This window comes from Paenibacillus sp. TY11, assembly GCF_059772165.1.
Window position 1 is genome coordinate 75,414 of sequence record NZ_JCBAIQ010000022.1, and the last position, 26,336, is coordinate 101,749.

Consider the following 26,336-nt stretch of genomic DNA (forward strand, 5'->3'; position numbering starts at 1 on the left):
AGATAGGCATTTAATAAGTCAATATATCTTGGGCAACTAAATTCATTTAAAATGCATGAACCAAAAGAAATGTAATATTTACAACACTAATCCCTTAAAAATGCACTATACAAATAAATAAATGTAAACTTTTTTTGTTCATTTGAATAAATTCATTGTTAAAGGTATGAAAATACTATATATTTAGAAACATGAAGAATCTTAATTCGGAAGAATAAGGTGGAACAATATGACGAGAAAGTCAAAGGTTACTATTCAAGACATCGCTAATGCCTTAGGGATTTCCAGAAACACTGCATCCAAGGCGCTTAATGGAGTGGAGAATATTCCTGCCGTTACCAGGGACAAGGTGATCAAAAAAGCGGTGGAGCTTAAATATAAACAATTTTCTTATATGGAAACAGCCTCTGAAAAACAAGGTAATATCGCACTTTTGACCTGTAATCTTCCCAATAGCTCACACTTTGGATCGCTGCTGATCAGCGGGCTGGAGAAGGAAATCAGCAATAAGGGCTACACTTTATCCATTTTTTTTGTCCGTGAGAACGATATCAATACGATGACCCTACCCGGTAATTTCGAGCCTTCGAATGTGGCTGGCATCTTTTGCATCGAAATGTTCAACAAGGAATACAGCAAGCTGATCACGGATCTTGGCATCCCAACCATTTTTATTGATTGCGCTGCGGATATGATGTATCCGGAATTGAAGGCGGATCTGATATTAATGGAAAATGAGCACAGCACATACTGTGTTACTCGGAAATTAATAGATCATGGCTATGAAAACTTCGGTTTTGTAGGCGATTACAATCACTGCAAAAGCTTCAATGAACGCTGGACCGGATTCAATAAGGCCCTAGCAGAAGCCGGAATCCCCCTGAATCCTGCCCATAGCATTGTAGCGCCGGACCGCAACTTCTTTATAGAGATGGAGCAGCAATTGGATGCCCTGAGGGAGTGCCCCTCCGTCTTTATTTGCGCCAATGATTTCATTGCCATCAGCGTAATAAAATCTTTGAAGAACAAGGGAATTAAAATCCCGGAGGATGTTGCTGTCTGCGGGTTCGATGATGCTTCGGAATCCCGGATTGTCGAGCCCCATCTTACAACCGTGCATATTTACAGTAGTCAGATGGGTATTATTTCAGCCGAAATGTTATTGTCCAGAATCAAAGACAATACCATGCCGTACCGAGTGACCCATGTTGCAACGGATATCGTATACCGGGACTCGACGCCTGTTCTAAACTAAATCTACCAAGAGGTGAATCAATGTGAAAAATGACGGAACCGTTCTTTGTGTGGGCGAGCTGCTTATTGATTTTTTCTGCACGGATATTGATGTCAATCTTGCCAAGGGTCAGCATTTCTCCAAGCAGGCCGGCGGTGCTCCGGCAAATGTAAGCGCAGCCGTAGCCAAACTCGGAGGAAAAGCGTCATTCTTGGGGAAAGTCGGAGCCGATCCCTTTGGTATGTACCTGAAGCAAACTCTGGATGAGCAGCATGTGGATACGTCCATGCTCCTTTTCGATCCGGCAACGCCGACTACACTGGCCTTTGTTTCCCTTGCCGCTAACGGCGAACGGGATTTTGTGTTCAACCGCGGAGCTGACCGTCAGCTGTCTCTGCAGGACATTGATAGAGAATGGACCCGGCAGGCTGCCATTCTGCATTTTGGCTCGGCAACGGCCTTGCTCGCCGATCCTTTTCGGGAAGCGTATTTGTCTTTATTGGACGAAGCGAAGGCCAATGGGCAATTCACCTCCTTTGATCCCAATTACCGGGGGGACCTCTGGAAAGACAGGCAGGAGGAATTTATCACACTGTCCAGAAGAGGAATACACAATGCGGATTTGGTAAAAGTAAGCGAAGAGGAATTAAACATCATTACAGGGCTGGCTGACCGCAATGCTTCATTGGATCTTTTGCATAAGTTGGGAGCCAAGACGGTGGCAGTTACCTTGGGGAAAGAAGGAACCCTCATCTCAAGCGGTGCCTCCCGTTCGTTAATCGGCAGTATTGCTGTCAAATCGATCGACTCTACTGGTGCCGGAGATGCCTTCGTCGGAGCAATGCTGTATCAAATCAGCCAGCTGAGTCAGCCTAAGGCATTTACCTCCAACGCCAAGCAGCAGCAGGAATTTGTAACACTTGCCAATCAAGTCGGCGCCATCGTGTGCACCAAAGTTGGAGCGATTGCAGCCTTACCGTCGTTGGAAGAAGTTAAGCGTTTCGTAGAGCAGAGTGAATCAAGGATTGAAGCGTAAACAGTCAGCCTTTAACAGCAGTGCGTGATTTTAAAAAAGTTTGTGTCGCTGTGCGGCGACACAAACTAAATCCATAGAGATACAAATGTCATTATTTAACCAACCTTAATCATTCATCTTTATGTTTTAGTTTCACTTTAACTTCATTAAAAAAAGCCGTTGTATCCCATACATTGAGACCAAAGTATCCTTCTTTATAAGTTTGATCTTTTGTGTCGATAACTAATTTATTGTTCAAATAAACCTTAGTGATATTGCCTTGCGCTTCTACTTTGAGATGATAATCTGTATTGGGCTGTAAATCCAGTTTTCCATCATTGTTATATGTCGCAATTTCATATCCGGTCCCATCAACAAATTTAATGAATTTTACAACATTATTTTTTATATCAACATTTGCTGCATACGAATTCTTTGCTGTTAAGTCAGAACGAAAAACCAACGAACCCGCTCCAATGGAATTGTCTATCGAATCTTTTTCGGAATCACCGGGGTGCGAATCTGTATCCGGCACGTTTATATTGGCTTCATACACAAAATTCCTGCCGGTCACTTTTGATACTATAAAAGCATCTCCCTTACTCTGTCCCTGTTTGCCATGAATGGTGTCTGCCCACTTCCCGTTAACGGTGGTCCAACCTGATAAGTTTGATTTAAAAGAAGAACTTTTTTCTTTCCATACACTCTTTAGAGGATATAGGTCCAAAGATTTCAGCTTAACATTTCCGCCCTTACTATAGATCTCAAGTCCTTTGCTTGCAGAATCCGCGAATATCTGATCGGTAATCACTGTCGTACCATCATTACCGAACACCTCTACAGCTGATCTGTCAACAATAACTTGCAATTTAACCGTGCCGTTTTTAGCATGTAATGGTCCCTCATGCTTGCCAACTACATTACTTCCGTAATCGAAACCTCCTGAATGAGTCCGGTCAACGAATAATTGCTCGTTGTAGACATCATAACCGACAGTAGTATATTCCTCACTCCCTTTACGGATTTTGAAGCCCAATTCTGTTGCCTTAGTATCCGATACATCAAACAAAGCGATCATTTCAAATGTATCTTCTGATAAATTAGAAAGAAGACGACTGTTACCCGATATGATTTTATTGGTATACGAAATACGATCCCCTCTGTCGCGAATGCTTTTTAGGGAAATAGGGGTTTGTTTTAAACGTAGACCCTTTGCGGTTTGAGTGAGTTCCATCTTCCGCGGCAGTGTTGTTGAACTTCTCCACGTTGAGGTTGGTGTATCGTTGGCATACTGCCAATTACTCATCCAGCCGAGCCAATATTTCTCACCATTCTTCCCTTCTACTCCACTCCAATCCACAGCAGCATAAAAATCAGCTCCATAGTCAGTCCATAATACTTTATCGGAAGTATTTTCATTTTTAAACGTTTTTCCGTCAAAGTTGCCTACAAAATACTGCATGCCTGACCCGCCTGCCGGAGCACCATCATTTATACTTACCTGTAAGACCCACTTTCTTTTTGAAGGGTCGCCATCAACCGGCAATTCGACTAACGTAGGACATTCCCATATTCCTCCGATGCTGCCGTTTGTGGAAGGAATCCACTGTCCAGAAACAGCGGACCAATCTGTGAGGAGACCGCTTTGTTTCATATCTGTTTTCTCCGGCTCTTTTGCAACCTGGTCAACTTTATCCGATATGGTCCCTTCATTATAAACATTAACATCATCAACATTTATATGACCGTAACCATCTTTGGCATGGTCTACTACCTTGATATATAACACTTCACCAATATATTTGGACGCGTCCCATACGTATTTTGAATATTTTTCTTCATTAAATTTTATATTGGCCTGGCGGATCAATTCTTGATCGTCGGCTGCTCTGACCAATGATACATAGGTATTGTCGCCATCATCGCCTGCTCCTAGTAACAGATTGATTTCACCGGATCCGCTTAATTTAAAATAGGAGGAATGCAGTTCACCCGTTGCTTCATCTCCCTCGTGAAGCTTGGAATATCCCCACAAATGATAATTCCCCTCATGTCCGAAGGATCCACCCCAATAAGTCGCTTCACTGGATACATGATCATCCGAAAAAGTATCACCCTGGGTCACAGTCCATCCGGTTAAATCGCCTGTTTCAAAATCATGATTGGTGATTTCTTTCTCATCGGTCATGATATTTCTACCCAGTTGAACATCCTGAAATATCGCAGAAGAGTGCAAAAGATGTAATCCAAAATGGCCGGACAGGAAGGTTGCATCATCGATATCATGAATGAGATTTCCGTCCAGATACATCTTTATATTTGTTCCAAATGTGCTCACTTTTAAATCATGGCTTTGATAAGTATCCAGCGTTACTGTGGTTTCAGCCAGAACCGTTCTATTCCCGTCTTCCATTTTCACAATTTTCACTTTATCGTTTAAAGCATCGATACTCGCCATATATCCATTTTCCGCATCAGCATCCGCTCGGAAAATAAGTGATCCTGTTTCATCTCCTCCCTCTGACAAATCAATAATCGCATTATATATAAAGTTATCCCCGGTCTTACCACTTATGATAAAAGCATCATCTGGAGATGTACCGCTACCGCTTTTCCCCTCCATGGTATCTTCCCACCGGCCGGTTACAGCCGTCCAATTAGATAGGTTGGTTGCAAAGTTAGAGGTGTTCTTGAAATTTACATTTCGGAAGGAAGCTGTTGAATTCCAGGCGGTCAGACCGTAATAACCATAATCAAATTCAGTATCAGTTTCTTTAATTACAGACTGATCATCTACAAATACCTGAATGTCATGACCGTATACGTCCACCTGCACGTTGTAAGTTGATGAGGTTCCCAGGGTTAAAGACTTGCTTGCAATTTCTGTATTCGATCCATCGACATTCTTATTTAAAGTAACGACATCATTTTTGGCGTCCAGGCTGACGACATAACCGTTTTTCGCATTCTTGTCAGCACGAAAAACCAGACCTCCTGAGCCTTCCCGGCCATTCTTTTTATTAAGGGTAATATCTCCCTCATAGGAGAATGAACCGCCTTTCTGTGAGGACATAGCGTACGAAGTGGTATCCAGACTGTTGGCCTGTATTCCGTTATCTTCACCAAATTCACTTGCATAGGTCCACTTTTTTAAATTGGGCGAAGTATAAAACATTACTTTATTCGCTGCGGCCAAAGACATCACCCATTGTTTGGAGTCTTCATGCCAGAATACTTTAGGGTCTCGCCAATCCGATATCGGGGGATCTGGCATTACTGGATTTCCTTCATACTTAGTCCAGGTTCTGCCTCTATCTAAGCTGTACGCAACACTTTGAACCTGGCCGTTATCCCCTGAATGAGTAAAGATCGCAACCATCGCTTCTTTTCCGAACCCTGCTGTATTGTTCCAATCGATCACTGCACTTCCCGAGAAAATCTGACCGTTTTCATCCGGATATAACGCAATCGGTAAATGTTTCCAATGGATAAGATCTTTGCTCACCGCATGCCCCCAATGCATCGGTCCCCATGCCGTTCCGTACGGATGGTACTGGTAGAACAAATGATATTCACCCTTATAATAAACCATTCCATTCGGGTCATTCATCCAGTTAGCCTCGGGAGAAAAATGAATTTGATTACGGTATGTTTCATCATAATAACCAGGATCCGCAGCAAAGGCAGGAGTTAAAGGTAGACCCATTACCATAAAACAAATAAGTAGCACACTTAACTTCCTCTTCACATTCTTTCACATCCTTTTTTGAAATTTTGCATGTACTACGATACCAAAAATAAAGCGTTTACAATTTCCTCTGCAACTCAATACCATGGATTCAAGCTGTATATCCCACAAAATTCTGACCAAGGCTGACTCCCTGACCGGCATCCAAAACACCGAGCGCGTATCCAATAATGCCTACAGCAAATAACGCAAAAATATTTTCCATGCAGATAATGTTAAAGAGCAGAAAGAAAATAACATTACACTGATTTATCTGTCTCCCCCCTTCGTCTCTCTCATTTATATTAATATTGCAAGTTCTGTGCCAAACATCTGTATACATCCGAAATATTCTTATAAACAGCAAAAACCCCCGAGCGACCGGAGGTTTTTGCCAGTCTGAACAGATCACTATTTATCATTCTCTCTGCTTTCATACTCATGCGAAAGCGCTTTATACTGTTTCATCCTTACTTTGAAACAAAATTATACACTTCGCTCAGCATTTCGCAAAAATAATATTTTTCGTCATCAGACAGTGTCAGATTCATACCGGAAACAAATATCCTGGAGTGGTTATTGTTCAGCAGTTCTTTGGCTATAAAAAACTAAAGACTTCGTGTTCGCTATAGAGATTATTCAACATAACATACAAACGTATAATATATTGATACTTCGAAGATTCCGTTATATACTATTATAAAATTATTACACTGGGGGTAAGGTTGAAATGTCCATAGCATCGGAGTTGAGCGGAACAGAGCCCGTTTCGCTCAGCTTTTTACAAGGGGTTAAAGATTGTATTCCTACATTGCTTGGTTATGTATGCATCGGGTTTGCGGCAGGTATTGTGGGAGCTTCATCAGGGGTTAGCACAATGGAAATTGCCCTGATGTCGGCGCTTGTATACGCAGGAGCCTCCCAGTTTATTATGTGCTCGATGCTGGCTGCAGCCAGTCCTCCATCTGTCATTATTTTAACGACATTCATTGTGAATGCCCGTCATCTGCTGTTGAGTGCTTCGCTGGCTCCTTACTTTTCTAAATATTCACTGTGGAAAAACATAGGCATCGGCGTTCTTTTGACAGACGAATCCTTTGGGGTAGCGTCGGATAAATTGGCTAAAGGCGGGCAGGTCAGTGACCGCTGGATGAACGGGCTTAATATAACGGCGTATCTCGTCTGGATTGCTTCCTGCGTGACGGGAGGGATTCTCGGGAACTGGATTTCCAGGCCGGAGGCTTTTGGTTTAGACTTTGCCTTGCCAGCAATGTTTCTTGCCCTACTCATTTCCCAGCTGCAAAGTGTACAGACCTCCAAACTCAAGCATCGTCTGCTGCTTGTGCTATGTATGGCTGTCCTGATGTATCTTTTGTCCTGGTGGGTGCCATCACATATCGCCGTCATTGTAGCGACCATGATCACCGCAACGATCGGAGTGTTAACTGACAAATGAACATTAATCCCAATGTCCTGTATATGATTATCGGTGGCATGATTGTCACGGCGATCCCAAGAATCATTCCCTTCGTCGTGCTGCAAAAGCTAGCGCTGCCCAAGCCAGTGCTACAATGGCTTTCCTATATCCCCATTTGCATATTCACGGCACTCGTGATGGAAAATCTGCTCGTCCGTACCGAAACCTCGGTCACTCTTAATGGGCAAGTGCTTATAGCTGTCCTTCCTACGTTGGTCACCGCCTTGTGGAGCAAAAACCTACTGGCTACCGTCGTTGTCGGTATTGTGAGTATGGCTGTAGTTCGACTTTTATGGTTGGGATAGAAATAAATCACCCTCCTAAAATATAGGAGGGTGTCTAGCCTTTCTTATGATCCACCTGTCGCCCTTACTAACGAGGGGGACAACTTTTCTTCCTCAAAGTCACTTTCTCGAAAAATCGGAGCATCCGTATATTGACGCATGTGACGACACACCTCAAACCCATCACTATCAGGGAGCATAACATCAAGCACAATCACATCAATATTAACTCAAGGTTCTCCATTCTTTTTTTACATTTTTTACTTTCATTATAAAAGTAACAGAGAAGAATTTAAATCGAGTTCCATCACATATCGTACATCCCCGTGAATATACTTAATAACCAACAAGGCCAAACTGTGCCGTGTATCCACTTGGGGGGTGCCTAATAATGCCGGAACCACGCCAGCCATATTCATTCGTCGTATCCCGCGAAGATTGGTCGCTGCATCGCAAAGGGTACCAGGACCAGCAACGTCATCAGCAGAAGGTCAAAGATGTCATTAAGCAAAATCTACCCGATCTGATTACGGAAGAAAATATTATTATGTCGGACGGTCAACAGATTATAAAAGTGCCAATTCGCAGTCTGGATGAATATCGCTTCATTTATAACTATCAAAAGCAAAAACATGTAGGCCAAGGGGATGGCGATAGTCAGGTGGGAGATGTCATCGGACGTGATCCTGCTTCCCAGAAGCCAGGTAAAGGTGAGAAAGCCGGCGACCAGCCGGGACACGATATTATGGAAACGGAAGTCAGCATAGAAGAACTGGAAGATATGCTGTTCGAGGAAATGGAATTGCCGCATTTGCAGCAAAAAGATAAGGAACAAATTGAAGTTGAATCTATCGTGTTCAATGATATACGCAAAAAAGGCATGCAAGCGAACATTGACAAGAAGCGAACCATTCTCGAAAATCTGCGCCGCAACGCCCGCGAGGGTAATCCGGGCATTCATCATATTAGTCCGGACGATCTTCGCTACAAAACATGGGAAGAGAAGACCATTCCCCAATCCAATGCGGTAATCATAGCTATGATGGACACCTCAGGCAGCATGGGATCTTTTGAAAAATATTGCGCCCGCAGCTTCTTTTTCTGGATGACCCGCTTTTTGCGCCGCCAATATGAAAAGGTTGAAATTGTCTTTCTTGCGCACCATACCGAAGCCAAAGAGGTGACGGAGGAAGAATTTTTTACTCGCGGAGAAAGTGGCGGTACGATCTGCTCTTCCGCCTATTTGAAAGCACTGGAAATTATCGACAAACGATATCCTCCTTCCAATTACAATATTTATCCCTTCCATTTCTCCGATGGCGATAACCTAACCTCAGACAACGAGCGGTGTGTGAAACTAATTGAGGAACTTATGAAGCGTAGCAATATGTTCGGCTATGGAGAAGTGAATCAATATAATCGCAGCAGTACGCTGATGTCAGCCTATAAGAATATTAAAAAGGATCAGTTTATGTACTACGTCATCAAGGAGAAAGGTGAGGTATACCAAGCCTTACGTACCTTTTTTCGCAAACGGGAAGGGGGAACGGTGGGATGAGCACCGACCAGAAGGAGCTAGAATATGCGATATCAGAAATTATGGAGATTGCAGATGGATTCGGGCTCGACTACTACCCGATGCGGTATGAGATTTGTCCGGCGGATATTGTATACACGTTCGGAGCCTATGGTATGCCCACGCGCTTCAGCCACTGGAGTTTTGGAAAAACGTTTCACAAGATGAAAATGCAGTACGATTTTGGATTGAGCAAAATCTATGAGCTGGTCATTAACTCCAATCCCTGCTATGCCTTCCTGCTGGAAGGAAATTCTTTGGTGCAAAATAAACTGATTGTCGCCCATGTACTGGCACACTGTGATTTTTTCAAACACAACGCCCGCTTCTCAGCTTCCAATCGCAATATGGTGGAGAGTATGTCGGCCACAGCAGATCGAATCAGCAGCTATGAAATGGAATACGGCTCAAAGGCTGTGGAATCCTTCATTGACTCTGTACTGGCGATACAAGAGCATGTGGATCCACAGATCATCAAACCAAGGCATCTGGATAAACAACGCTACATGGAGCTCAAAATTCGGGAGCAGAAAGAACCTGGAAAACGCCAGCGCCCCGCCGGACCTTACGATGATCTGTGGTCACTGGACACAGTGAAGCAGCATGATCCGGGCGAGACGGAGGACATCAAGGTACGCCAGTTCCCACCGGAACCAGAAAAAGATATCGTCTGGTTTATTCAGGAATTCTCGGAGGTGCTGGAGGACTGGCAGCGGGATATTATGACGATGCTGCGGGACGAAATGCTGTATTTCTGGCCCCAAATGGAGACCAAAATCATGAATGAAGGCTGGGCCTCCTATTGGCACCAGCGGATTGTAAGGGAACTGGATTTAACCGGGGATGAAACCGTTGAATTTGCGATGCTGAACGCTTCTGTCGTACAGCCTTCCAAGCAAAGCTTGAACCCGTACTATTTGGGGCTGAAAATTTTTGAAGATATTGAAAAGCGATGGGATAACCCAACCCGTGAGGAGCAAGAGCGACAAGGACGCAAACCAGGCGAGGGTCGAGCTAAAATGTTTGAGGTACGAGAGTTTGACTCAGATACCTCTTTTATACGCAATTACATGACCAAGCAACTAACAGAGGATTTGGATCTGTACGTGTTTGAGAAACGGGGACCGGATTGGAAAATTACCGATAAATCCTGGGAAAACATAAGGGATCAGCTTGTGTTTTCACGTGTGAATGGAGGCTCCCCTTATATCGTCGTCGAGGATGGAGATTATCTGCATACAGGCGAGTTGAAGCTCAAGCACCAGTATGAAGGCATCGAGCTGGATTTAAAATATATGGAGCGCACGCTTCCGTATGTATATCAGCTTTGGGGGCGCACCGTTCATTTGGAAACAATGATTGAGGGTAAGCTCGCCTTATTCTCTTATGACGGTAAGAAACATCATCGCAAGTTTGTATAGTAATATAAAATCAAATAGCTCGCCTAAATTTGAAAAAGGTGCATTCCGAAAAAAGGATATGCGCCTTTTTTTGCTACTTAATTAGAACCTTAAGCGACCTTCGTTTCTTGCCAATTTCAGGACGCCTGTTTCAGTTTGGATCAGGGATGTATTATACTAATATAATAAATGACCCACGGGTCATACATGAAAAGCAGAACGGTTTGTATCGGGCATGAGCCACATTTTTTTCCAGATACAATGGCAGGGTGCTGGAAGAGGATCGGGCCGTGGTGCAAAGCCAGCATCCGCGTCCAATCCCAGAAGCGCTGCGTATGGAGGCACACAAGAACTTACTTTCTCTTAAATTCGACGATGTAGCTTTGATTCAGCTGTTTTCCACCTTCCGAGATGTTCTGGTACATGGATAAAAACCGGGCTGATGGGCTCCATACCGTTGGGCTGTCATAGGATTGGATATCAGTCGTAACCGGAGTGGTTTTACCCGTGGACTGGTCAAACACATACAGTCCTCTCATGCCTTGCTGATCCTCATCATAAATGGAAAAAGCAAGCTTGGACCCGTCACTGGACCAGCTTCCACGACTCATTAAAGTACCTTGACCGACGATTCCTTTCTCTTTGCCCCGTTCATCCAAAATGATCATACGGGCTGGTTCGGATGTATTCCATTTCCGCTTTTCAATGGCAATAGACTTACCGTCAGGCGACACGGCAAAGGACATGGCACCCTCTGCAATGGTAACAGCCTCAGGATGATTGAGGGTGAACCGCTTCAGCACCGGATACCCTTGTTTATCACTGCCTGTATAAAATATGGCGTTACCCAATTTTTCGACATGAGACATCAATTCAGAGCGATTCGGATCTTGAAAACTCAATTCTTCAGCTTTGCCGTCCAGACCAATCAGCTGGATTTTACCGTCCGGTGTGCCTGTAATGAGATGATTCTCATCGCTCCAGCTCACTTCGTTAGTCATATCCAGCTTGCCAACCGATGTAACCTTACCACTGCTTAGTTCCAGAATATAGCCCTGAATATCATATTTGCTGCTGGTGCTGCCCTCAGTAAAAAAGACATGGCGCTGATCCGGTGATACCGCAGCAAGTAACTGTGGAGCCTTACGACCTGGTGTTAAAATCCGCTCCTTGTCTGTCTTTACATTATGAATCCATAGCTGGGTTTTACGCTCCACAATCAGCTCTTCGTCGCTCAGCCAAGACCTCGCGTAGACATCCCCCAGCCTGTCGATAGACGATACCACCAGCTCGTCCGTTACTTGCTTCTGGGCTGCATCCGTGTCAATCACAGTAAGCTGTTGGCCCGGTTTCATACCGAATGCCGGATTTGTCTCTGCTGCGCTCTTCATGCCGCAACCGCTGAGCAATCCCCCGGTCATCAAGCCGGTCATGAGCACCCCCGTGGCTTTCTGTCTAAAAACTCTTGTGCGGGAATCTTCGCGACGAGGGGAGCCGTTCTTTTGCCCATAGCTGTCTATGTTTTTCTTTATCATGTACAACGGCCTCCTTGTTAACGATACCCCCAGTTTAATGCCCGAACATCTCATGAATACATCGAATTGTTTCCAAGTTGTAAACAAGACACCATTCTAGCCCTGTGCTAACAATCGTCCGTTTACAGGGAGCCATCGTGAACCAAGAGGGGGAGTCTAAGCGAAAATTCATTACCACTTACATTCGTATGGCCGTTGCCATTTTCCAACCCACTATGATCTGAAGCTGTAAGCTGCAACTCTCCCCCCATGCGCTCCGCCAGTCTGCGCGCCAGAGGAAGACCGAGTCCCTTACCGCTGTCCTGACGAGATCGATCACGACTTAAGGTAGCAAACGGCTCAAAAATCATGTCCCATTTCTCCCTAGGAATCCATGGACCGGAATTGCGTATATACACAATCACGGTGTCCCGTTCCACCCGATTCGATAATGTAATCCATCCACCGTCCCGATTGTACTTCACTGCATTATCGAGCAAATTCAGTACAATATGCATCAGATGCTTAGGGTCTCCCCACACCTTGGCAGGAACGGTATCTATCGAAAAATTCAGTCTACGCGCTGCCGCTTTTCCTCGAATACGGCTTCCTGCATCTTCCAGTAACGAATGTAGTTCCACAGCCTCCGTATGCAATTCAAAATCATATTTATCCAGCACAGATAGCCGCAGCGAGTCCTCGACAAGCTCGTACAACCGTTTTGTTTCCTTACTGATGCTTTCTCTCGCTTCACGCACCAGTTCAGGATCATCCCCATACATATCCAGTAAATCAGCATAAGCTTGAATAGAGGTTAACGGGGTCTTTAGTTCATGGCTGATATTTCCAATAAAAGATTTTTGCTGCTGCTCTAGCTCTCTCAAACGCTGAACCGCTTCTTCCAGCCGGAGCTTTTCGTTTTCCAGCGCGGTAATGCTCTCCCGGATCACATGACTCATCTGGAGCATTCCTTCATCCAATCTTCCCAGTTCATCCTGCCGCCGCAGCAGTCTGGCTTCCGGATAATACCCTGCCGATATCTGTTCGGAAGCGCGAGTCAGTCGTCCGATGTCCCTCGTCTGGCGGCTGACATAGCCTAAGCCCAAAATAAAGCTCAATACCAGCACCGCACCCCCCGTCCATAGAAACAAGTGGGCAATGGCCCGGTAGAACTGCTGCTGCGCTGCTGTTGAGCTGTGAAGCTGTACCACTCCCAGCAAGCCGTTCGGGCCTTGAAGCGGAGCCAAATAAGTGATTGCGCTTCCTTCCGTAATATACGCAATTTTGCCTTGGATCGCATAGGAGAGCGCCTGGCTGACATCTGTTCTAAAAGCCAGCGGTAGAGAATTGCCAACCTCATGCCCCTGACCATCATATAAAATAACGCGCATATTACTGGATATGCCCAGTTCCACTGCGAGTTGAGGTGCCTGCTTCCTCATAAAGTCTTCCGGTGATTGGCGCACTCCCAACAGGTAAGACTGTATTACGCGCATTTCTACAATTTCGGCCTGACGCTTTAAGCTGAGTTCCATTTGGTCTGTCTGGTTAGCACGAATGCCAGTAAGCACGAGCCAGCTCAGCACACTGACAGTAAACAGCAGCAATGCCGCCAGTACCAGCGGAAATTTCCAACGCAGGCTCAAGCCTGTACGTTTGCGTTTGCGCTTCTGTTGGTCGGTGGACCGCAAGCTTCCTTGCTGATGGAGTGAATGATGTTCGTTCACGTCATTTTCTCTGCCTTATAGCCGATACCATACACGGTCTGCAATATCGCCTGATGCGGCTCAAGCTTCTTGCGCAAGCGCTGGATATGAATATCCACCGTGCGTGTTCCGCCCACATAATCGAAGCTCCATACTTGCTCCAGCAGCTCGTCCCGTGTATACACCCTTCCGGCATGAGACACCAACAGCGCCAGCACATCAAACTCCTTGGGAGTCAGATCCAGCGCTATGGCTCCAAGTTCAGCCGTTCGGCTGGACGGACGTACCCGTAATGGGCCGAGTACCACTTCTGTTCCTTCTGGCGCAGGCGCTCCTTCTCGCTCCAGTCTCCGTACCAATGCTTTAATACGAGCGAGCAGCTCCCTCAGGTCAAACGGTTTGCTCATAAAATCGTCCGCACCCAGCTCCAGCCCGAGTACCTTATCAACGATATCGTTTTTGGCCGTCAGCAGTAAAATACCGATGCCCTTCCGACTTTCCAAACGGCGGCACACCTCATATCCGCCCAGTTTGGGCATCATCACATCCAGTATGAGCACATCCGGGTGGAACAAACGTACTTTTTCCAATGCGTCCTCCCCATCAACAGCGGTTTCCACCAAAAAACCCTCTCGCTTTAACGCATAAGCCAGCGCATTCCGAATGCTCGCCTCATCGTCCGCTATCAGTATTTTTTTATCCATGTCCTGCCCTCCCTGCATAAAAAACCGTTCCAGCTACCTATGTTCCCGCAAATAATAATGAATCAGACATGTATGACATATAAACTGCTCACGTGGATTGTTAAGATCAAAATCCGTCATGTCGCGTATCCGTTCCAGTCTGTATTTTACTGAATTACGATGTATAAAAAGATAATTGGCTGTATCTACCAGACTGCCTCTGTTTTCCAAATAATAAAATAACGTTTTGAGTAAGTCACTGCCATGTGACCGATCATATTGCTGAAGTCTCCCCAGCTTACGTTCGAACAAATTTGAAAATTCCTCTTTGTCCATCGCTTCTCCAAGCATATAGTGCATCTCTATATCGCTGTATTTGCATACACGTTTATCAGGATACAGCCGCTGAGCTACAGTAATGGCACGACGCGCTTCATTGTAGCTTTGCAGCAGCTCCCATAACTTTTTGGCACTTCCGATGCCTAAATAATAATCGGCGGTACCCCAGGCTTTTTCAGTTGACCAGTTTTTCAGCGTATCACTCCAGGACATTTCCTGATCAGAGCCAGGTCCGTTCTGATGATCACTCGGCTGAAGAGTCGGCAGAAATAATATCGCCCGATTCGAACGGAACTCAATATGAGACACCACACGCCGTCGGGTCGATTCCATACTCAGTAACCCGGAAAGAATCTCTTCTTGCGGAGCCGCAGCACTTTCCAGTACAGCGACCTCCCAATCATATTCCGGGTTGAATCCCAATTGACGCCCTCTCCGCTCAACCTCATGCCGCAACGGCAACGGTGGTGTCATTAGCTCATCTATGAAGTTCCCCCGTAGTCGGCTTTCCGTATCTTCTACCGCCTTTTCACGCATTAATTCCAACGCCATCACCAGACGTGCCTGCTCAATACCAACCTGCTCCATATCATCCAGCTCATTGCGGGCAATGACTAGCTTGGCGACTGTACGTTTATCCACATTAATAGGAAAATGACGAGCATCTTGTGCCTTCGCCCAATCCCATTCTTGTGGTGAAGTAACAATGGCTTGACCTCCATTGTCAATCAAAGCAACCGGAGCTTTAAAAAGCTCTGCTATATTATCGCTTACAGCCTGTATGCCACTGTTCTCCAGTACCATCGTCGTTAACGTTCGATAGATTTCTTCCGAGCGTCTCAGCAGTTCTGCCTGTCGGTTCAACACCATATCCATGACACGTTGCGTAATATCCGTATAGGGAATATCGGCTGGAATCTCAATCACAGGAAGGCCACAGGCATTGCTTTCTTCAAGCGCACTGCGGGGAATTTCCGTGAGAAAGCGGGTCGGCTTGATCACAAGCGCCGCAGCCCCGCCCTGATGCAGTAATTGAATAATTTGACACAGTACCTCAGGCTCATGACGGATAGAATAAGCTGTTGTCATCAACAATACACCTTCCCGGACCCAGCCTTTCAGATCAGGGACTTCCATAATGTCAATAAACCGGACAATCCGGCTTAGTCCTTGTTCTCCGCTTAATACCTTTGCCGCCTTCAACACGGGTATTGCCATGAGCTCTTGAACTGTTACACCCGGTATTTTCATAAAGACAGACCACCCTGCTATTTATTTTGCAAAATCCTTACTTCATCTAATTTTCAGGATAGTGTACCAAAAAAGTGTACAAAACAAAACCTTTTACCGCTTGGTCAAATCTATCCACACCAGCTCATTCCTATTTTTAGAAGCTCAATGGAACACAAATAAACCGCCTTTTTCTAGAAAAGACGGTTTATTTCGATAATGAACTATTTATGATGAAGTTTAAGAACTATCCTGTCTGCGCCTCATCATGATGCGGCTGCCAGCCTACCGAAGCGGCTGCACCAAGCGCCACAATCGGATCAATGGCACGAATACCCAGTGTACGTTCCAGCTCCGGCGCAAAGTTCATCGTTACAAAACCTGTGCAGGCAAGTACGATCACCTCAGCACCCTTCTCCTGAAGCTGCAGCGCCGCTGCCATAGCCGCCTCTTTACCTTGTGGAGTGTTCAAGTCCAGTGTCGTCTGTACACCCTTGGGACGCTCTGTACCGATATAGGAATCACCCAAAATGTGGCGAATCAGCGGAGGAGCCTTCTCCAAAATGGTCAACACACCGACACGGCTGGCCGATGTCAGAGCCAAGAGTGCCGCACAGGACCCCGCCCCGTATACGGGTACAGATACAGCCCGGCGAGTTTCCTCTAACGCCGGATCAGCCGCGCAGCTAATACCGATAGACGTACAGCCTTGTTCAACGAGTTGTTGAGCCGCGAGCACAATTTTAGGCACTGCTTCCCGGTCTGTGATATCATCGTAGATTCCTTTCGGCTGATCAGGGATACATACACTGGTGACAGGCAGCCCGTAGCGTTGCTCAATGACCCGGCCGTGAAGGCCGATAGCTTCTTTGTCCTGCATGGTAAGCACTCTGATAATTCCGAGCATGATGATTTCCTCCCTTTATCTCTCTAGCAACTGGCCAGCCTTCATAATCAGACGATCATCCAGATATACATTCGGTTTTTGTACGACTCCGTCAATATGTACACCCGCAACGATAGTTCCCCCGAAGGTATTATTGCTGCCAAAAGCGACATGGATCGTGCCGTATACTTTCTCGTCCTCTAACACAACGCCCGTAATGCGGGCTTTATCATTTGTTCCAATACCGAATTCGGCCAGCATTCTGCCGTCACCTTCGCCGAGCATATCCAGCAGGGACTGTCCGGCTCCCCCTTCTGCGGCGATCAATCTGCCATTTTGCACCGTCAGCAGCAGAGGCTCTTTTAAGGCACCGATTCCTGCCACAGAACCGTCCACCACGATCTGGCCTTGTGCCGTTCCTTCCAGCGGAGCAATATACGCTTCACCGGAAGGCAGGTTGCCGGACTCGCCGGGGTTCAAATACATCCCGGTGCTGGGAACGCCGTTGCGACCTTCTATGGTAAAGTTCAGGCTGTATCCATCCTTTTCAATCCGTACCTGCTTGGCAGCCGTCAGCAATGCGGTCACCTCTTCGGTCAGCGCCTTGACCTTCGGATAATCAGCAGCAATTGCTCCGTTCATGAACATATCGTCTGTCATGCCAGGCATAGTCGCCAGACGTGCTCCAGCCGCTGCGGCTTGCTTGCGGGCACTTGTATGTGTCAGCGAATACCGGGTGACACATACAACAACGTTGGAGCGAAGCATGGCTTCAGCAACAGGGGCCGGAGGCTCCTCACCCGATTTGGAGCGTACCTTCATCGTCAAAATAGCCGCTTCTGCCCCAAGTGCCTTGCCAGCTTCGTATATGGACTCACCCAATTCCTTTTTATCATCGTCGGTTACAACCAGAAGTGTCTCCCCGGCGGTAAGTCCCAAACATTTTTGCAATACATTTTTACTGATTTCAATACGTTGTTGACTCATATTTTTTACCTCCAATTGTTGGCTCCTTACACCATTTCCGATACCAGCTTGCCGATCAAGGCATTGGACAATATAACGGGCACCCCTGCGTAACGCGCCGCCAGCTCTCTATGCGCATCCGTATAGCCCATACAATCCAGCACGATCAGATCGGCTTGATTCTTGAACTGTCCGGCAGCTCGGCAAAATTCCTCCTCACTGCCACTGTAAGGCGAGGCTGCCGCAAACTCGGGATTCAATCCATAAGGACTGAATTTAAGCTTGAGGTTGTCCTTCTGTTCTTCGAGCGGTCCAATCAGACCCAGTCTTCTTCCACTGGACATGGCTTTTAGTACAGGGGGAAGCACATGATCCGGCTCAATTAAAAAAGCGCTTCGGGTGTGCAATCCAGGAAACACACCGGTACAGAGTAGCAAAATAGTACGTATGCCCTGCTCCTCCAAACGTGTGATTTTGTCCTGGAGCAGCGGCTGGATTTTTTCGCGTGAAATGACCACCGACTCCCCGGTCGTCAAGCGCGAGGTTAATACATATTCTCCCGGTGACGGAGATAGATGCTCTTGTATATATTCCAATGAGAGCCCATCCAGCGCACCTGCCTGCACCAGCTCTGCCCGCCCTTCCAATGCCCTTTCTACGATAGGGGCCACATCTGACCGGGGGGCTTGCCCAATCGTAATCATCCCAAGCTTATGCATCTTGAATCCCTGCTTTCGCTTCATTTTATTTTACGCTCCTGACGACAAAGGGCAAGCCCGCGGCCTGCCCTTTGTGCATCAGCCGTGGCTTTGAGCACTGCCTGCTGTTTGAAGTATTTTCATGGAGCCGTATAATTCAGTGATTTTGGCAAATTCCTGCGAATCATAAAAACTACACGTCCCATTCGTAAATTCCTTGGCAGTCTCAATCGAAAATCTCACGGCAGTGGCAATATCAATCTCATGACTCGCTCCGGTACCGCAACCCGGTACAGCTGCCTGCGCCGTAATAGCCACACCGACTACAGGTGCATCCGTTGCAATAGCAGGCTGCAAAATCGAATTAATATGATACAAATCATTACCGTATGGCGTGATGTCCTGCGTGGTAATCGGAAAAGTAACAGGCAATTGTGCCGTAGTCTGTTCCATTAGGCGCAGCAAATCCTCACTCACCCGTAAAATATAGCCTTCCTTCACCGTAGGTGAGATTGCAATACCTTTATGATTAATGACACGGTTGCCTTTGGTTGTGTCGATAGACAAAATCGCTTCCATCTCGGGAACAATCTCATGACGATTCATATCCAGAATGTCCACAGGTGAGTCCATAAAATCAACTGGCTCGTGCGGACGCGTAGGTGCATCCGGGCAAATATGCGTGGTCACAATCACATCTCCCTTCAACTTGTCACCTTTATTCTGCATATCTGCCAGCTTCAGCGCAGACGCCACCGCCGCAATAGCTCCATCCGCATCAGATACGAGCCCAATCCGGGTCGGACGTGCACCGATCCCGCCCAGGCGTCCTACAATACCGAATGTCGGTGCCGTACCTCCCGAGCTTTTACCTTCTGTACCGGGAATAAGCACTTGTATAAAATCAGTGCTTCCCTTCACTCCGGTCACTCTTTTAACCGTTACTTCAATATTCTCGTATCCAGCAAAAAGCTGTTTTACTCGCTCTCCGTTCACATAGGCGCTATCCAGCGCTTCGAATACAGTCAATGTTTGTTGAAGTGCCATGGTTGTGTTCCTCCCGTTAATTTCATAAATAGGACAGTATGGGTTTATGGATAATTTCCTCAATCGGCTGCAACAATTTGCTGTTAAACATAGTCGTACTCAACAGGAGCTGTTCCTTCGGTACTGCAATGACTGCCAGATGTTGTCCTTTGGCTACGGCAGCAGTGATAACAGGTCTGCCTGTGTCCATATCCAACGTCATGATCAGGTCTGGAAATGTCGCTAACCGTTCACCGTCAAGCTCCAGGGACATGTACTCATTCCAAAAAGTCATTTCGTAGGTTCGACCGCTATCCGTTATGTGAACCACCCCGGCGTCAAATCCTCCTGATGTTTCGAGCCGACACTCCGTTACTTCACCTGCAGCAATAACCTTGCCGCCCAGTTCGGCGGTCACAGCAGCAATCGCAGCTTCGCCCTGATGTGCCAGCATCGCTTCTCCGACAGCGATTGCCCGGGAAATGGCTCCCGGGGCGCCATTGGCTTTGGCATAAGCAGCTGTCACCGGATTCCGCGCGACCGCTACCAATCCTCCAGTTTCCACCGAGGCTTTACGAACCAACGAAGCGGCATGATCTAAAGAGCCTGTAATGCCTACCTCCATATAGTGCTCTCCGCGCCCGCCTACCGCAGCCTGATAGCTGACGTAATCCGGTAGCTCGGTCAAGTTCATTGAGCCCATCGTTCCTGTGGGGTGCGCCCGCCCGTTACATGCAAAATCCACAACCGGGATACCGGTCAAGGCCGACTGGAACCAGCCATTAATGGTTGTTTCACCGCCATTTTCATTCGTGTGCAAAGCCCGAACACCCTTTGCTGTCATGGAAGACACCATTTCCAGGGCTTTTACATAATGAACCGGCTTTACATATTTATCTGGCGCAGCTGGAGCACCAACGACAGCCACAGTGACAAAGAGATCGTCGTCTGCAAAGTTGTCGATGGGCACCAGCAGCGGCCGTCCTGCTTCCAGGGCCAGCTTTCCGATCCGCAGCCCTTCCTCAACCCAGCCTCCGCCTCCACCACCCAAGACAGCACCACCATAAACAGCATATTCAACAATTCTTCCATCCAGCTTCAAAGCGTCCATCCGCATCATCTCACTTTTTTAATTTAAATACCGAGTTAAAGAAGTTGTAGAGTGCATCCCCTGCGATAAAACCAGCAGCCAGAATGGTCATGGAAGCCACGGCCTCCTGTTTCGCAAAACGAGTTACGAGAAAACGGATCGCTATGCCGACCAGCACGGCCCAGCAAGCGTTTGCTGTCGCAATCAGCAGCCCCGTTGCGAACATGACCCCCAATTGGCGTTTAGAGCCACCAATGAGCTGAAGAATCGCCCCTGGAATCGCCCATAGCAAAAGCTGATTTGCAACACCCGGTGTAGCCCCCGCCTGAATTGTGGACACATATACCTTATCAATCGGCGGCACCAGATTTTGCGCAAAATAACTCGGGTAAGCCAGAGCCACAGTCACCAGTGCAACCGCAAAAGCGATCAGAGCCGTTATATACTGCTGCTTTCTTCCTTCCCTTTCCAGCTCTTTATCCTTGCCATTGCCGCGCAAGATATAGCCTGTTTTCAAATCAAAGCCCATGTCAGCAAAGGCAGGACCCGTAGCTGCGCTAAACCCGGCCAGCAATGCCAGTGCCACAGGTGGAAAACCGATCATCATTCCGCCAAGCAGAGTGATAAAAGCGACCGCAAAGGCAGGAAACCAACCGGAATGCATAGCCGCAATGCCGACGATAATTTCATGCACAAACGCGGCAAAGGCCGCAAATACAATAAAGCCGATCAACATACCTACCGACATGTGCGTAACCAATCCACCGATGATGGCAATCAGCAGCGAAATGACCAGATAAGCGATAAACCCAAGTCCAAGCGTACGACGTGCCTCTGCAATCGGGCGGGTGTATTCTGCATCCGAAGCTTTTTCCGAACGTGTAGCGGTGCCGCCCTTTTTCTTACCGGAAACTCCGAACACGAGTATAGCAGCCTGAACTAACGCCACAATGCCTGCCCCGATCATCACGCCATGAGCAATGTAGAGCGCATTAACGTCAATCTGAAACAGTGGCATGGAATACTGGCGAATCAATAAACCGACCCCAAACATACCGAGCGCCCAGATATTGCCGATAAACGCAACCCCAAACGCAGACATCGGAATGCTCAGATAGGAGCCTACTACCCCGATAAGTGCACCGATACCTAGCAAACCGGCACGTTTACCGCCTTTATCTCCAGCTTTAATGGATTCTGCCGTTGCAACGCCCGGAGCCCAGGTACCCGAGGCAGGAAACAGCTTGGAATCAAAAATTTTATAAAGTATCGTTGCATCTGCGAACATAGCTAACGCCGCTCCCAGCAGCATCGGTACAACCAAATCAGGCGTTCCCATGAGATAAGGGATTCCAATTGGAATCAGCAGACTGTTGGCCGCTCCGAAAGTAGCAGAGGATATTGCAGTTTGTACCAGATTTTGACGATGAACGGATTTATAGCGTAAAAACCAGTTGATTGGAATACGTGCAATCAGCATCGCGACTAACGCTCCAATAATGGCCGTATTCGGGGTCACCCCCAGGCTGGTTACGATCTGCATCCCGATAATCGCTCCCAGAATGCTTGTAGCCACAATCAGAATAAATGCAAAAGGCTCAAATGTTTTCGGATGACGCTTCTCTTGTTCGTTTTCCATATGACCCTCCTGTGACTTGAAATGATGTATTTCGTTTCTTATGAATAGTTTTAACTTATGTTACTGCAACTTTCCTTCCATAAACAATGTTCCTACTGACCAAAACAATGACTTGTTTATTGTGCATCAAAGATAAAAAAGCATATATAAAGCGCTATTATTACATTTTATTCCTTTATAATGTTAAGAAATATAACATATAATGAAAATCCCTTTTCCTCACGGCCCTGCTGCTTTGAAGTGTCTTACCTGTCCGTATATGCTAAAATACTTCCGTATCGGCTATTCGCCTACAGGAGGGCATGACAATGAAACAATCCATTTTGATCGTAGAAGACGAAGAGAAGATTGCCCGGCTTCTAGAGATCGAACTTGAATTTGAAGGCTATCAAGTATGTAAAGAAAAAAACGGAATTGACGGGCTGGAGACGTATTGCAAAGGCAATTGGGATCTCGTATTGCTGGATATTATGGTTCCTGGTCTCAATGGCCTCGAGCTACTTCGGAGGATTCGTAAGCATGATGCGAACGTTCCTGTCATTTTACTGACAGCTAAAAGTTCCATTGCAGATAAGGTCGAGGGACTCGATTTGGGAGCCAATGACTATGTTACCAAACCGTTTGTGATCGAAGAGCTGCTTGCACGTGTAAGGGCCGCGCTCAGGGCGGGGACAACGAAAGACATGGCTCCACAAGGGGCAGATAAATGGCTTAGTGCCGGGGATTTACGTCTCCATGAAGGTACCCGTGAAGTTCTTCGAGGAAACCACAACATTGAGCTTACACCGCGAGAGTTTGACTTGCTCGTTCATTTACTCCGACATCAGCGGCAGGTACTTAGCCGTGAACAATTACTGGAGAATGTATGGGGCATGGATTATATTGGCGATACCAATGTGGTCGATGTGTATATTCGCTACGTACGCAATAAAATTGATCCCACGCGCCAGCTCCCTGAGCTGATCCATACTGTACGCGGAATTGGTTATGTACTGAAGGAATCCTTATGAAGTTACAAAACAAAATCCATACGTATACCTCGTTATTATTCGCGGTCTTACTTGTGGCCATTAATTTTTCGGTCTATTTCCTATTTAGCCAACTTACGATAGACAGTCGAAAAGAACAGGTAGAGGCCGCCGCAGAGAACATGATTCGCGGCATTCAACGCGCTCCAGTATCGGTAGTCGCAGAGGATCTTCTCCGTGCCTATGTGCCACTGGATGGCATGCTTCGGCTGATGAGGCCGGAAGGCGATTTTCTTCCCCCTATCACCTCTTCTTCCGAGCAGTCTCTCAGCTTGATGAAGGGCGTTTTTGATGAAACACGGCAGGTTCGCATGATTACCTATGAGAGCAACCATTACATTCTTGTGTCGGTCCCCATGATTTGGACCAATGGTGAGGTTGTCAATCTTCAGGTGACCGAAAGTCTGCAACCGACGATGCAGACGCTACAGGTACTCAGAATCGTACTTGTTGCTGTCACCGGGATTGCGCTTATTCCTGTCGTGGTATCGGGAAGGCTGCTCGGCAGACTGATCACACGTCCAATTACATCTATGATTAGCACGATGAAAGAGATTCAGCGTAGCGGGAAATTTAAACGTCTTCCGCTCAATTCATCATCACGCGACGAACTGGTCGAAATGGGAGAAACATTTAATGACATGATTGAACTGCTGGAGCGGAATTTCGTCCGGCAAGAACAATTCGTCTCTAATGCGTCCCATGAATTGAAGACACCGCTCACCATTATTGAAAGTTATGCCAGCCTGCTCAAACGGCGGGGTCTACAGCATCCCAACATTTTCGCTGAATCCGTAGAAGCCATCCAGTCTGAGGCGATCCGAATGAAGGACATGGCAGAGCAGCTTCTTCAGTTGGCCAGAAACGAGGAACAATGGAATGTCGTGTTAGAGCGCGTACGCCTGACCAAAGTAGCAACAGAACTGAAAGCTACATTTGAAAATGCTTTCGCCCGACAAATTCAACTGGATGTACAGGCAGACTGCATTGGCTATACCGATGAAAATAAGCTGAAACAACTCCTATTTATCTTTCTGGATAATGCCCGCAAATACAGTGACGAGCCGATACACCTGATGATTGATACCGTGGGCGGTACAGCTCAACCCTGCATAAGAATCACAGATCAAGGAATTGGAATCCCGGAAGAAAAGTTATCTAAAGTATTCGACCGCTTCTATCGTGTGGATGAAGCCAGAAGCCGTGAGGAAGGTGGAGCCGGGCTAGGCTTATCATTGGCTAAAGGGATTGCTCAAGCTATTCACGCACAAATTGGGCTAGAAAGCGTAGAGGGAAGCGGAACAACTGCAACGATCATCCTCCCTACCGTTCCAAAATAATAAGACAAAGGAGGGAATAACGATGAAAGCCATCTATGTGTGGATGATTGGGGGTACGGTGGCAGCTATATTGATCACAATTTGCCTTTTACAGTGGCCCTGGGCGCGGTCGTTGGCAGCTTCGCCATTGGAAGAAAAAGCCGTCATCCAATCCGTATTGCATCAGTATCCCGGCGAGGTGCTCGAATCCCAACGCTTGGGTAATTTTTATCTGATCAGGCTGGAACGTGCCAAAGGGAAGTACGAAATAAAAGCCAATGCCTATGACGGTGTCATCGACTCCATTAAGCGGACAGAGGCTTATACAGATTCGAAGCAGGAACCCCAAGATCACAAGCCAGGTTCCTCACCAACCAGAGACAAATCGAATCCAGCTGATAAACCTGATCCCGTTTCTCTCGTCATTACAGAGAAAGAAGCAGCTAAGCTTGCTGCAAAAGCAGTGAACGGAACATCTGATGATATTGAGCTTCACCGCAACGACAAAGGCCTCTATTATCTTGTTGAGGTTGAGGTAAAAGATGGGCGTGAAGCAGTGGTGCAGGTCAATGCGGTATCAGGCTCTATCGATTCTATAACTTGGGAAAAAGAAAAACAGGGGCAAGACGAATAATGACGACTTGATGATCATCACAGCTCAAGTTTTCTCATTGTTTTCTCATGATTCTATTATGTTCCTCTCATGTTCAAGAGATAAGCTGTATTCAAGCTTATAGCACAAGGAGGAATGATGTAATGAAAAAAAACTATACATTAGGAATTATGGCAGCTACGGTTCTGCTTGGAGTTACAGTTACGGGTGTCTCAGCGAATGCCGTGTGGGCCGCTAAACCTACGGAGCTTATTGGAGCGACAGCCGCTGCCAGTATTGCCAAGAAGGCTGTGGGGAATAATGCGCAAGTTGAAGACGTCGAACTGGAGCGCAAGAACGGAAAAGTCTACTATGAAGTGGATCTCCAGCAAGGGGATAAAGATTGGGATATAGATATAGATGCTTATACTGGGAAAACCATCCGTTCCCATTCTGAGCTTGATCATGACTCGAATGACGAGTCCTCCCTTAACAAGCCAAATCACATCACCCTGACTGAAAAGCAGGCTGGACAAATTGCGCTTAAGCACGTGCCCGGGAGTACCCTTTTGTCTTCTAAATTGGATAAGGAAGATGGACAGTTCATCTACGAGGTAAAGGTACTCACCAACGAAGGAACCGTTGAGCTTGAAATCCATGCATCATCTGGCGCAATCGTGGATACAGACGAAGATGATGATGACAACGAATATTAATCACTCAGGTCATAATCAGGGTAACTAAATGTAGAGCTAATTAAAACGGAGCAGCGAACTTTCGCTGCTCCGTCAGGCTGTCGAGAAAGTCTCGACAGCTTTTTTATGTTGATTTTGTTTAAGACGACACCGCGTTAATGTTGTATAATATAGGTAACTATTGTATAGAACGGACGGTGTTCGTATGCTGC

21 protein-coding genes and 1 pseudogene are annotated in these 26,336 nt (G+C 46.7%); 10 read left to right on the plus strand and 12 right to left on the minus strand.

Features of this window, described 5'->3' with window-relative positions; genetic code table 11:
- The first annotated feature begins 229 nt into the window (after positions 1 to 229).
- Together AC6EJC_RS21605 and AC6EJC_RS21610 are read left to right on the plus strand one after the other, a co-directional pair.
- The gene (locus AC6EJC_RS21605; protein ID WP_444955728.1) at positions 230 to 1,255 is read left to right on the plus strand and encodes a LacI family DNA-binding transcriptional regulator; all 1,026 of its coding nucleotides are present in this window, start codon (positions 230 to 232) and stop codon (positions 1,253 to 1,255) included.
- A 22-nt stretch (positions 1,256 to 1,277) separates the two neighbouring features.
- Positions 1,278 to 2,270, plus strand: coding sequence for a carbohydrate kinase family protein (locus tag AC6EJC_RS21610; protein ID WP_444955729.1), 993 nt, complete (start codon positions 1,278 to 1,280; stop codon positions 2,268 to 2,270).
- Positions 2,271 to 2,379: 109 nt separating this feature from the next.
- On the opposite strand, the gene AC6EJC_RS21615 is transcribed toward AC6EJC_RS21610, so the two are convergent.
- A complete protein-coding gene (locus AC6EJC_RS21615) occupies positions 2,380 to 5,961 on the minus strand; it encodes a GH32 C-terminal domain-containing protein (RefSeq protein WP_444955752.1) in 3,582 nt (1,193 codons plus the stop codon).
- A 745-nt stretch (positions 5,962 to 6,706) separates the two neighbouring features.
- Here AC6EJC_RS21615 and AC6EJC_RS21620 point away from each other — a divergent pair.
- On the plus strand, positions 6,707 to 7,432 hold the full coding sequence (locus tag AC6EJC_RS21620; RefSeq protein WP_444955730.1) for an AzlC family ABC transporter permease: 726 nt from the start codon (positions 6,707 to 6,709) through the stop codon (positions 7,430 to 7,432).
- The gene (locus AC6EJC_RS21625) at positions 7,429 to 7,758 is read left to right on the plus strand and encodes an AzlD domain-containing protein (RefSeq protein WP_444955731.1); all 330 of its coding nucleotides are present in this window, start codon (positions 7,429 to 7,431) and stop codon (positions 7,756 to 7,758) included. The genes AC6EJC_RS21620 and AC6EJC_RS21625 overlap by 4 nt, the downstream gene beginning before the upstream one ends.
- A gap of 89 nt (positions 7,759 to 7,847) precedes the next feature.
- On the opposite strand, the pseudogene AC6EJC_RS21630 reads toward AC6EJC_RS21625, so the two are convergent.
- Positions 7,848 to 7,961 (minus strand): annotated as a pseudogene (locus AC6EJC_RS21630) (DNA-binding response regulator); the annotation flags it as partial.
- 167 nt (positions 7,962 to 8,128) lie between these two features.
- Here AC6EJC_RS21630 and yhbH point away from each other — a divergent pair.
- Complete coding sequence (yhbH, locus tag AC6EJC_RS21635; RefSeq protein ID WP_444955732.1) at positions 8,129 to 9,295, plus strand: sporulation protein YhbH; 1,167 nt, start codon at positions 8,129 to 8,131, stop codon at positions 9,293 to 9,295.
- Positions 9,292 to 10,734: a SpoVR family protein gene (locus tag AC6EJC_RS21640; RefSeq protein WP_444955733.1), complete on the plus strand. Its 1,443-nt coding sequence runs from the start codon at positions 9,292 to 9,294 to the stop codon at positions 10,732 to 10,734. Before yhbH ends, AC6EJC_RS21640 begins: the two co-directional genes overlap by 4 nt.
- Positions 10,735 to 11,066: 332 nt before the next feature.
- On the opposite strand, the gene AC6EJC_RS21645 is transcribed toward AC6EJC_RS21640, so the two are convergent.
- The 10 genes from AC6EJC_RS21645 to AC6EJC_RS21690 form a co-directional block, all read right to left on the minus strand.
- Positions 11,067 to 12,248 (minus strand): TolB-like translocation protein, encoded by a 1,182-nt coding sequence (locus tag AC6EJC_RS21645; RefSeq protein WP_444955734.1) that lies wholly within the window; start codon positions 12,246 to 12,248, stop codon positions 11,067 to 11,069.
- A 122-nt stretch (positions 12,249 to 12,370) separates the two neighbouring features.
- Positions 12,371 to 13,954 carry a sensor histidine kinase gene (locus tag AC6EJC_RS21650; RefSeq protein WP_444955735.1) on the minus strand — a complete coding sequence of 528 codons (1,584 nt, stop codon included), beginning with the start codon at positions 13,952 to 13,954 and terminating at the stop codon, positions 12,371 to 12,373.
- A complete protein-coding gene (locus AC6EJC_RS21655) occupies positions 13,951 to 14,637 on the minus strand; it encodes a response regulator transcription factor (RefSeq protein ID WP_013309454.1) in 687 nt (228 codons plus the stop codon). The genes AC6EJC_RS21650 and AC6EJC_RS21655 overlap by 4 nt, the downstream gene beginning before the upstream one ends.
- Positions 14,638 to 14,670: 33 nt before the next feature.
- Positions 14,671 to 16,206, minus strand: coding sequence for a PucR family transcriptional regulator (locus AC6EJC_RS21660; protein WP_444955736.1), 1,536 nt, complete (start codon positions 16,204 to 16,206; stop codon positions 14,671 to 14,673).
- 226 nt (positions 16,207 to 16,432) lie between these two features.
- The gene (locus AC6EJC_RS21665; RefSeq protein ID WP_444955737.1) at positions 16,433 to 17,092 is read right to left on the minus strand and encodes an aspartate/glutamate racemase family protein; all 660 of its coding nucleotides are present in this window, start codon (positions 17,090 to 17,092) and stop codon (positions 16,433 to 16,435) included.
- Positions 17,093 to 17,107: 15 nt separating this feature from the next.
- Positions 17,108 to 18,058 carry an aminopeptidase gene (locus AC6EJC_RS21670; protein ID WP_444955738.1) on the minus strand — a complete coding sequence of 317 codons (951 nt, stop codon included), beginning with the start codon at positions 18,056 to 18,058 and terminating at the stop codon, positions 17,108 to 17,110.
- Positions 18,059 to 18,084: 26 nt separating this feature from the next.
- The gene (locus AC6EJC_RS21675; RefSeq protein ID WP_444955739.1) at positions 18,085 to 18,780 is read right to left on the minus strand and encodes an AroM family protein; all 696 of its coding nucleotides are present in this window, start codon (positions 18,778 to 18,780) and stop codon (positions 18,085 to 18,087) included.
- Between the two features lie 54 nt (positions 18,781 to 18,834).
- On the minus strand, positions 18,835 to 19,782 hold the full coding sequence (locus AC6EJC_RS21680) for a DUF1177 domain-containing protein (RefSeq protein WP_444955740.1): 948 nt from the start codon (positions 19,780 to 19,782) through the stop codon (positions 18,835 to 18,837).
- A 22-nt stretch (positions 19,783 to 19,804) separates the two neighbouring features.
- A complete protein-coding gene (locus AC6EJC_RS21685; RefSeq protein WP_444955741.1) occupies positions 19,805 to 20,872 on the minus strand; it encodes an S-methyl thiohydantoin desulfurase family protein in 1,068 nt (355 codons plus the stop codon).
- Positions 20,873 to 20,882: 10 nt separating this feature from the next.
- Positions 20,883 to 22,490 carry an OPT/YSL family transporter gene (locus AC6EJC_RS21690; protein ID WP_444955742.1) on the minus strand — a complete coding sequence of 536 codons (1,608 nt, stop codon included), beginning with the start codon at positions 22,488 to 22,490 and terminating at the stop codon, positions 20,883 to 20,885.
- Positions 22,491 to 22,798: 308 nt separating this feature from the next.
- Between AC6EJC_RS21690 and AC6EJC_RS21695 the strand changes: the two genes are divergently transcribed.
- The 4 genes from AC6EJC_RS21695 (at position 22,799) to AC6EJC_RS21710 (ending at position 26,145) form a co-directional block, all read left to right on the plus strand.
- Positions 22,799 to 23,500 carry a response regulator transcription factor gene (locus tag AC6EJC_RS21695; RefSeq protein ID WP_444955743.1) on the plus strand — a complete coding sequence of 234 codons (702 nt, stop codon included), beginning with the start codon at positions 22,799 to 22,801 and terminating at the stop codon, positions 23,498 to 23,500.
- The gene (locus AC6EJC_RS21700) at positions 23,497 to 24,858 is read left to right on the plus strand and encodes a sensor histidine kinase (RefSeq protein WP_444955744.1); all 1,362 of its coding nucleotides are present in this window, start codon (positions 23,497 to 23,499) and stop codon (positions 24,856 to 24,858) included. The genes AC6EJC_RS21695 and AC6EJC_RS21700 overlap by 4 nt, the downstream gene beginning before the upstream one ends.
- A gap of 22 nt (positions 24,859 to 24,880) precedes the next feature.
- Positions 24,881 to 25,471, plus strand: a complete 591-nt coding sequence (locus tag AC6EJC_RS21705; protein WP_444955745.1) for a PepSY domain-containing protein — start codon at positions 24,881 to 24,883, stop codon at positions 25,469 to 25,471.
- Between the two features lie 122 nt (positions 25,472 to 25,593).
- Entirely contained in the window at positions 25,594 to 26,145 is a 552-nt protein-coding gene (locus AC6EJC_RS21710; protein ID WP_444955746.1) for a PepSY domain-containing protein, read from the plus strand.
- The last annotated feature ends 191 nt before the right edge of the window (positions 26,146 to 26,336 follow it).

Bases quoted from the DNA above. Each gene is read 5' to 3' on its own strand.
- AC6EJC_RS21605 (WP_444955728.1), top strand. From the start codon at position 230: ATGACGAGAAAGTCAAAGGTTACTATTCAAGACATCGCTAATGCCTTA.
- AC6EJC_RS21615 (WP_444955752.1), bottom strand. From the start codon at position 5,961: ATGGTAATGGGTCTACCTTTAACTCCTGCCTTTGCTGCGGATCCTGGT.
- AC6EJC_RS21620 (WP_444955730.1), top strand. From the start codon at position 6,707: ATGTCCATAGCATCGGAGTTGAGCGGAACAGAGCCCGTTTCGCTCAGC.
- AC6EJC_RS21625 (WP_444955731.1), top strand. From the start codon at position 7,429: ATGAACATTAATCCCAATGTCCTGTATATGATTATCGGTGGCATGATT.
- yhbH (WP_444955732.1), top strand. From the start codon at position 8,129: ATGCCGGAACCACGCCAGCCATATTCATTCGTCGTATCCCGCGAAGAT.
- AC6EJC_RS21640 (WP_444955733.1), top strand. From the start codon at position 9,292: ATGAGCACCGACCAGAAGGAGCTAGAATATGCGATATCAGAAATTATG.
- AC6EJC_RS21645 (WP_444955734.1), bottom strand. From the start codon at position 12,248: ATGATAAAGAAAAACATAGACAGCTATGGGCAAAAGAACGGCTCCCCT.
- AC6EJC_RS21655 (WP_013309454.1), bottom strand. From the start codon at position 14,637: ATGGATAAAAAAATACTGATAGCGGACGATGAGGCGAGCATTCGGAAT.
- AC6EJC_RS21660 (WP_444955736.1), bottom strand. From the start codon at position 16,206: ATGAAAATACCGGGTGTAACAGTTCAAGAGCTCATGGCAATACCCGTG.
- AC6EJC_RS21665 (WP_444955737.1), bottom strand. From the start codon at position 17,092: ATGCTCGGAATTATCAGAGTGCTTACCATGCAGGACAAAGAAGCTATC.
- AC6EJC_RS21670 (WP_444955738.1), bottom strand. From the start codon at position 18,058: ATGAGTCAACAACGTATTGAAATCAGTAAAAATGTATTGCAAAAATGT.
- AC6EJC_RS21675 (WP_444955739.1), bottom strand. From the start codon at position 18,780: ATGAAGCGAAAGCAGGGATTCAAGATGCATAAGCTTGGGATGATTACG.
- AC6EJC_RS21680 (WP_444955740.1), bottom strand. From the start codon at position 19,782: ATGGCACTTCAACAAACATTGACTGTATTCGAAGCGCTGGATAGCGCC.
- AC6EJC_RS21685 (WP_444955741.1), bottom strand. From the start codon at position 20,872: ATGGACGCTTTGAAGCTGGATGGAAGAATTGTTGAATATGCTGTTTAT.
- AC6EJC_RS21690 (WP_444955742.1), bottom strand. From the start codon at position 22,490: ATGGAAAACGAACAAGAGAAGCGTCATCCGAAAACATTTGAGCCTTTT.
- AC6EJC_RS21695 (WP_444955743.1), top strand. From the start codon at position 22,799: ATGAAACAATCCATTTTGATCGTAGAAGACGAAGAGAAGATTGCCCGG.
- AC6EJC_RS21700 (WP_444955744.1), top strand. From the start codon at position 23,497: ATGAAGTTACAAAACAAAATCCATACGTATACCTCGTTATTATTCGCG.
- AC6EJC_RS21705 (WP_444955745.1), top strand. From the start codon at position 24,881: ATGAAAGCCATCTATGTGTGGATGATTGGGGGTACGGTGGCAGCTATA.
- AC6EJC_RS21710 (WP_444955746.1), top strand. From the start codon at position 25,594: ATGAAAAAAAACTATACATTAGGAATTATGGCAGCTACGGTTCTGCTT.